Genomic DNA, 6,804 nt, shown 5'->3' with positions numbered 1-6,804 from the left:
GCTGCCGATCTCCCGCCTCGTGGGGGAGATGTCCGGCAGGACAGAGGGGGGCGTGAAGGATCGCCAACTTTCGGATGTCTTCAGCCAACTTTCGGATGTCTTCAAAAAGAATAGCGGCGCCTGCACGAAAAGACCCGGAGATGACAGCGGGACAGCGCCCCCCTCTGCCCTGCCGGGCATCTCCCCCACGAGGGGGGAGATTGGCACTCCACCGCTATGACACCTCCGACGTGCGCCGGCGGACGATGACGCCAAGCTCGTCGCCCTCGCGGGCGATGCGCAGCCGCTCCTCGGCTTCGGTCGCCTCGCGCTGGCGGTCCCACATCGAGGCATAGAGGCCATGCTTGCGCATCAGCTCGGCGTGGGTTCCGCGCTCGGCGATCTGGCCGTCCTGCAGCACGATGATCTCATCGGCGGTAATCACCGTCGACAGGCGGTGGGCGATGACGATGGTGGTGCGTCCGCGGCTGACCAGATCGAGGGCGGCCTGGATCTCCTGTTCGGTGTGGCTGTCGAGCGCCGAAGTCGCTTCGTCGAGCATCAGGATCGGCGGCGCTTTCAGGATGGTGCGGGCGATCGCCACGCGCTGCTTCTCGCCGCCCGAAAGCTTCAGCCCGCGTTCGCCGACCATCGATTTGTAGCCATCGGGCAATCGCTCGATGAACGGCCCGATCTGGGCGAGTTCGGCAGCCTTCTGCATATCCTCCTCGCTGGCGCCGATGCGGCCGTAGCGGATATTGTAGGCTATGGTGTCGTTGAACAGCACGGTGTCCTGCGGCACCATGCCGATCGCGCCGCGCAGGCTCTCCTGCGTCACGTCCCTGATATCCTGGCCGTCGATCAGCACCTGGCCGGCCTGGACGTCGTAGAAGCGGAACAGCAGTCGCGAGATGGTCGACTTGCCGGCGCCCGAGGGCCCGACAATGGCGACGGTCTTGCCGGCCGGCACCTCGAAGCTGATGCCCTTCAGGATCTTGCGGTTCGGGTCATAGGAGAAATGCACGTCGCGGAACTCGACCTTGCCAGCGCTGACCGCGAGCGGCCTGGCATCCGGTTTGTCGACGATCTCCTGCGGAACATCCAAAAGGTCGAACATCTGCTCGATGTCGGTCAGCCCCTGGCGAATTTCGCGATAGATGAAGCCGATGAAATTGAGCGGCACCGACAGCTGCATCAGCATGGCGTTGATGAAGACGAAGTCACCGACCGTCTGCGTGCCGGCCTGCACTTCCAGCGCCGACATGCACATGACGATGACGGTGCCGAGGCCAAAGATGATGCCCTGGCCGAAGTTCAGCCAGCCGAGCGAGGTCCAGATCCGGGTCGCGGCGACCTCGTAGCGTGCCATCGAACGATCGAAACGCTCTGCCTCCATGCCCTCATTGTTGAAATACTTGACCGTCTCGTAATTGAGCAGCGAGTCGATCGCCTTGGTGTTGGCGTCGGTGTCGCTGTCGTTCATGTCGCGGCGGATGGAGATGCGCCAGTCGCTGGCGCGGACCGTGAACCAGACATAGACCCAGACGGTGACCGCGACGACGACCACATATTTCCAGCCATAGGTGTAGGCGAAGATGCCGGTGGTCAGCGCGAATTCGAGGATGGTCGGCGCCGTGTTGAGCATGATGAAGCGCACGATCGTCTCGATGCCCTTGGTGCCGCGCTCGATGATGCGCGACAGGCCGCCGGTGCGCCGCTCCAGGTGAAAGCGCAGCGACAGTTGGTGCATGTGGACGAAAGTGCGGAAGGCGAGCTGGCGCACGGCATACTGGCCAACGCGGGCAAACAGCGCGTCGCGCAGCTGGTTGAAGCCTAGCTGCACCAGGCGCACGACATTGTAGGCGACGACCAGCATGACGGGCGCCAGCAAAAAGGTCGGCAGTGGCGGCACCGATTTGGCGTCACCGGCGAGCGCGTCGGTCGCCCATTTGAAGAAATAGGGACCGGCGACCAGCGTCAGCTTGGCGACGACCAGAAGCAGCGTCGCCCAGGTGACCCGCGCCCTCAGATCGGCGCGATCCGCCGGCCACATGTAGGGCCACAAATTGAGCAGCGTCTTGAAGGTCGAGGAGTCGGAGACGGTTTTTTCGGCCATTCTTGGTGCCTTCTTCTTATGTCTTTTTGACCATGATCGGGATCATGGTCTAGCGGCCGGAGCAGCAGGAATTGACGAGCGCGGTCAGCGACGCCGAGACGTCGGCTAGCGCGGCGTGGTCGATCGCATAGCGCGAGCGCTGGCGATCAGGCTCGAAGCGGACCAGCCCGGCTTCGACCAGTATCTTCAGGTGTTGTGACACGGTGGACTGCGCCAGATCGAAACGATCGACGACCTCGCGGCAGCAACAGGAGTTGCTGGCCGACAGGTGTTTCAGGATTTCGATCCGCGCCGGGTGCGAAAGTGCTGCCAGCCGAGCGGCAACGGCGCGGCTGTCCGGGGCCTCCGACGTGGAGCGGAGTCTATGGGTTTCGAAGGGCTTGTCACTCATCGTCCATCGGCGATAAACGATGGCTGGCGCCGCCGCAAGCTACTCTTCTGGGCAGAGCAGATAGCGGCTAACGCTGTGAGCTGGACTTCTCGATCCCCGGGATGTCGGCAATCTGTTCGGCCAGGAAGTCGACCAGCAGGCGGACCCTTGCAACGCCCGAGCGCTCCGGGACAATCAGCATGTTCAATGGGGCGGACGGCAGCGAATAATCATCCAGTATCGTCTCGAGCAGGCCCGCCGCCAAAAGATCGTCGACAAGCCATCGGTGAGCCGGTGCGACCCCTCGGCCCGCGACCAACGCCTCGCGCGCAGCAAGCCCATGATCGACCCGCAGTCGCCCCGCGAAAGGCACCATATGGCGCTCGCCCCCGGCGCCCTGCAAAGCAAGAGTTTCACTGCCCGCCACGTTCGACATCCGGATGCCCTCATGCCCAGACAGGTCCGACGGGATAGCCGGTCTGCCTCGCACCGCCAGATAATCCGGCGATGCCACGAGCAGGCGCCGTGATAGACCGAGGGCCCGCAGCCTCAATGAGCTGTCTGTGAGCGGCCCCAAGCGAAGCGCAATATCGACGCCTTCCCGGACGAGATCGACACGCTCATCGGTGAGGCTGAGGTCAATTCCGATGTCGGGATATCGGTCCTGAAAGGTGAAGATGAGCCGGCTGGTGTGCAAGACCCCGAAAGCGGCAGTACAGGATATCCGCACGGTGCCCGCCGGCGCGCCACGTGCGCCCCGCGCTTCGTCGCCGGCCTGCTCGACAAGGCGCAGGATCTGGACGCTGTTAGCATAGTACCGGCTGCCCTCGTCGGTCAGCGTGACCCGCCGGGTGGTCCTGCTGAGCAAAGGCACACCCACAGCCTCTTCAAGCTCTTGCAAATGCCGCGTAACCGTCGATTGCCCGATGCCCAGTTCGCCGGCAACCAACGACAGATTGCCCCGTTCCGCAACGCGAATGAAGGTGCTCATGCGTTCGAGGGTGATATCCGATTTATCCATTATTCGGCACAATCTTATGCATTACGGATGCGTAGCGGATTATGTCGATATTGCCTAGCTAAGGGACCAGTTTTTCAATCCTCGGAGTCCCCGCATGAAAATTCTACTTGTCTTCGCTCATCCCGAATCGCGCTCGCTCAACGGCGCGCTCCGAGACGTCGCCATCAGAGAGCTCGAGGCACAAGGCCACGAAGTGCGGGAGACGGACCTGTACGCCCAGGGTTGGAAATCAGCGGTTGATCGGGCCGACTTTCCGGTTTTGGCGTCGGATGCGCAGCTGATGCCTGCCGCGGCTTCCAAAAAATCTTTCGAGACCGACGCGCTGACAGAGGACGTCAAGGCCGAGATCGCAAAGCTGCTGTGGGCGGATGCCCTGATTCTCCAGTTTCCGCTCTGGTGGTTTGCCATGCCGGCGATCCTCAAGGGCTGGGTCGACAGGGTCTTCGCCTACGGCTTCGCTTACGGTGTGGGTGAGCATAGCGACAAACGATGGGGCGACCGCTACGGCGAGGGAACCTTGATGGGCAAGCGCGCAATGTTGATCGTGACCGCCGGCGGCTGGGAGGAGCACTATGCCCCTCGCGGCGTCAACGGACCAATCGATGATCTGCTGTTTCCGATAAACCACGGGATTCTCTATTACCCGGGCTACGACGTCCTTCCGCCGTTCGTCGTCTATAGCGTCGACCGCTTTGGCGAAGCCGACTTCGAGCCCACTGCCGAGCGCCTGCGCGACAGGATGAGGACGTTCGCGACCACGCAACCCATCCCGTATCGCCGGCAGAATGGCGGCGACTACTTGATTCCGAGCATGAAGCTACGCCCCGACCTGGGCGATCCGAACATGATCGGATTCAAACTGCACCTGAGCGGCTCAACAACCTAGCTGACGTCGGCCTTTGGATGGCCCGGACTCTAGTTGGTCTTGGTCGGTGCCGTCGTTGCCTGCTCGCCCATGGCCTTGAGGTCGGCGGCTTCGCCTTCCTTGGACTTTTCCGGGACCTTGAACACCTGCCCCGGCCAGATGCGGTCGGGATCGCTGATCTGGTCCTGGTTGGCGAGGTAGATGGTCGAGTAGCGCACGCCATGGCCGTAGACGCGGCGCGAAATCCGCCACAGCGTGTCGTTGCGGCGGATGATCACGGCGCCGTCGGCATGTTCGAGCTTGGGCGCCACGGTCTCGGGCACATCGCTTGGCGGCGTTGCCGCCGCGACGACGGCCGGAGCCTCAGTGGCGGGAGCCGGCGTCGTGGCCGGTGCCGTCCCGGCCGGTGCTGCGGCAACGGCGGGTGCCTCTGTGGCTGGTGCGGCAGGAGCCGGTGCGGGTTCTGAAGGGGCAGCCGCGACAACAGCAGGTGCCGGGGGCGCTTCGGCGGCGGCAGGTGCGGCCGGCTTTGCTTCGGCAGGCTTGGGCTCGGCAGGCGCCACGGCAGCGATCGATTCGCCCGGCTCGCGCTCGAACGGCACGGCGGCGCGGGCCACCACTTTCACGCCGTCGGCATCGAGACCGTCGACATGGATGGTGTAGCTACCGACCGGAATGTCGCGCGTCGCCTCGACGAGGAAATGACCATCCGGCGACGTCTGCGCGTCACCGAGCAGGATGTCGTTGGCATAGGCGCGCACCTTGCGGCCGGCATCGGCGAGGCCGGCGACAAAGATCTTGTTGCCGTCGATCTCGACCGCCTCGACGACGATCTTGGGTTCGGCCACGGCTGCCGCGGGCGGCGTTGCCGGTGCCACCGGAGCCGGTGCTGCTTCAACCACGGCTGGCGCTGGAGCGGCTGGTGCCGGGGCTGTGGCCGCGGGCGTTTCGGCTGCGGGAGCAGCCGGCGCGGCAGCCTGGTCGCCGGCAGCAGGTGCAGCCGGCTTTGTCTCGGGCGCGGGAACGGTGAGCAGTTCGGCCGGCTTGCCCGGCTCCTCGACCATGGCCAGCACCTGGCCGGCCGCATCCTTAGGAACCGAGACGACGGCGGTCTGCACCGAGGGCGTTACGACATCGCCCGTGGTCGCGCGCAGCGCAATCGTATAGTCGCCAGGCTTCAGCGGATCGTCGAGAATGATGACAAAGGCGCCATCGGGACCGGCGACCGTCGAGCCAAGCACAGTGGTGCCGTTGAGGATCTCGACCTTGGCGTTCGGCGCCGCATTGCCGGCGACGACGATCGAGCCATTGCTTTCGACGCGTACGACATCGAAGGACGGTGCGATCGGGCCGGCCGCTGCCGGAGCCGCCGCATCCGTTGCCGGTGCAGCCGGTGCCGTTGCCTGGGACACCGCGGCGGGAGCGGCCGGGACCTCCGCTGGCGGCAGCCGCGCTTCCGTGCCGGGATCAGCCGGTTTCGGCGCCGCGGGCGGCGTCAGCGCCGCCACGTTCGCCGGCGGCGTGGGATTGAGATACGGGTCGAGTGCGCCCGATACATAGGCGGTTCCCGCGGCCGCAACGGTCCCACCCGCCGCGAACAGGAACGCCTTCAATGGATTAATTGCCATACTTCCCTACCCCTTAGCCACCTAACGCCGGTCTAGCCTGTTTTGCCAATGCCGACAAGAAAAACGGGCCGACAAGAAAAAGCCCGGTCTTGTTGACCCTTGGGGCTTGACCGCGCTTTCAGACCCAATCACCAATCATCGGTATGAACACGATTCGGTCCGTCTGCGTCTATTGCGGCTCGTCTCCGGGCCGCGATGAAATCTATATCAAGGCCGGACACCTGCTCGGGCGCTCGATTGCCAAAGCGGGACTGCGGCTGGTCTATGGCGGCGGCACCAAAGGCATCATGGGCGCCGTCGCTGAAGGCGCGCTCAAGGCCGGCGGCAAGGTGACCGGCATCATTCCGCGCTTCCTGATCAACAAGGAGGCGACCGAAACCGCGCTTAACCGGCTCGATGAACTCTTGATCACCGACAACATGCACGAGCGCAAACACAAGATGTTCGAGAAATCCGACGCCTTTGTGGCGCTGCCGGGCGGCATCGGCACGGTCGAGGAGATCGTCGAGGTCATGACCTGGGGGCAGCTCGGCCATCATCGCAAGCCGATCGTCTTCGGCAATGTCGGCGGATTCTGGGATCCGATGCTGGCGTTGCTCGATCACATGGCCGCCGAGGGCTTCATCCACACCGCGCAACGGGTCAAGCCGCTGGTCGTCGACGACCCCGAAGCAATCGTCGCCGCCATCATGGTGGCTGGGTCCTCCGTCGACGCGCCGACCGAGGGGGTGCAGTCGGTGATCGACAAACTTTAGGGGAGTAAGGGAGTAGGGCAGTAAGGCAGTATGTGAATTGCCTGGAGTGCACTGCCCTACTGCCCTACTG

General features: G+C 64.1%; 6 protein-coding genes. 2 read left to right on the top strand and 4 right to left on the bottom strand.

Annotation, left to right across the window (positions count from 1 at the left end):
- Positions 1-214: 214 nt before the first annotated feature.
- From FCU66_RS40530 to FCU66_RS40520, 3 genes are all read right to left on the bottom strand, one after another.
- Complete coding sequence (locus FCU66_RS40530) at positions 215-2,095, bottom strand: ABCB family ABC transporter ATP-binding protein/permease (RefSeq protein WP_136622527.1); 1,881 nt, start codon at positions 2,093-2,095, stop codon at positions 215-217.
- A 49-nt stretch (positions 2,096-2,144) separates the two neighbouring features.
- Positions 2,145-2,486, bottom strand: a complete 342-nt coding sequence (locus FCU66_RS40525) for an ArsR/SmtB family transcription factor (RefSeq protein ID WP_136622528.1) — start codon at positions 2,484-2,486, stop codon at positions 2,145-2,147.
- A gap of 67 nt (positions 2,487-2,553) precedes the next feature.
- Entirely contained in the window at positions 2,554-3,486 is a 933-nt protein-coding gene (locus tag FCU66_RS40520; RefSeq protein WP_136622529.1) for a LysR family transcriptional regulator, read from the bottom strand.
- Between the two features lie 94 nt (positions 3,487-3,580).
- On the opposite strand from FCU66_RS40520, the gene FCU66_RS40515 reads away from it, so the two are divergent.
- Entirely contained in the window at positions 3,581-4,372 is a 792-nt protein-coding gene (locus FCU66_RS40515) for an NAD(P)H-dependent oxidoreductase (RefSeq protein ID WP_136622530.1), read from the top strand.
- A gap of 29 nt (positions 4,373-4,401) precedes the next feature.
- On the opposite strand, the gene FCU66_RS40510 is transcribed toward FCU66_RS40515, so the two are convergent.
- A complete protein-coding gene (locus FCU66_RS40510) occupies positions 4,402-5,979 on the bottom strand; it encodes a LysM peptidoglycan-binding domain-containing protein (RefSeq protein ID WP_136622531.1) in 1,578 nt (525 codons plus the stop codon).
- Between the two features lie 143 nt (positions 5,980-6,122).
- Between FCU66_RS40510 and FCU66_RS40505 the strand changes: the two genes are divergently transcribed.
- A complete protein-coding gene (locus tag FCU66_RS40505; protein WP_136622532.1) occupies positions 6,123-6,734 on the top strand; it encodes an LOG family protein in 612 nt (203 codons plus the stop codon).
- Positions 6,735-6,804 lie beyond the last annotated feature (70 nt).

This window comes from Mesorhizobium norvegicum (genome assembly GCF_004919685.1).
Classification (GTDB): domain Bacteria; phylum Pseudomonadota; class Alphaproteobacteria; order Rhizobiales; family Rhizobiaceae; genus Mesorhizobium; species Mesorhizobium norvegicum.
The sequence above is the reverse complement of the archived record's forward strand: the minus strand, read 5'-3'. Positions and strand labels throughout refer to the sequence as shown.

Excerpts from the sequence above, each read along its gene's own strand:
- FCU66_RS40515 (WP_136622530.1), top strand. The coding sequence starts at position 3,581 with ATGAAAATTCTACTTGTCTTCGCTCATCCCGAATCGCGCTCGCTCAAC.
- FCU66_RS40525 (WP_136622528.1), bottom strand. The coding sequence starts at position 2,486 with ATGAGTGACAAGCCCTTCGAAACCCATAGACTCCGCTCCACGTCGGAG.
- FCU66_RS40530 (WP_136622527.1), bottom strand. The coding sequence starts at position 2,095 with ATGGCCGAAAAAACCGTCTCCGACTCCTCGACCTTCAAGACGCTGCTC.
- FCU66_RS40505 (WP_136622532.1), top strand. The coding sequence starts at position 6,123 with ATGAACACGATTCGGTCCGTCTGCGTCTATTGCGGCTCGTCTCCGGGC.
- FCU66_RS40520 (WP_136622529.1), bottom strand. The coding sequence starts at position 3,486 with ATGGATAAATCGGATATCACCCTCGAACGCATGAGCACCTTCATTCGC.
- FCU66_RS40510 (WP_136622531.1), bottom strand. The coding sequence starts at position 5,979 with ATGGCAATTAATCCATTGAAGGCGTTCCTGTTCGCGGCGGGTGGGACC.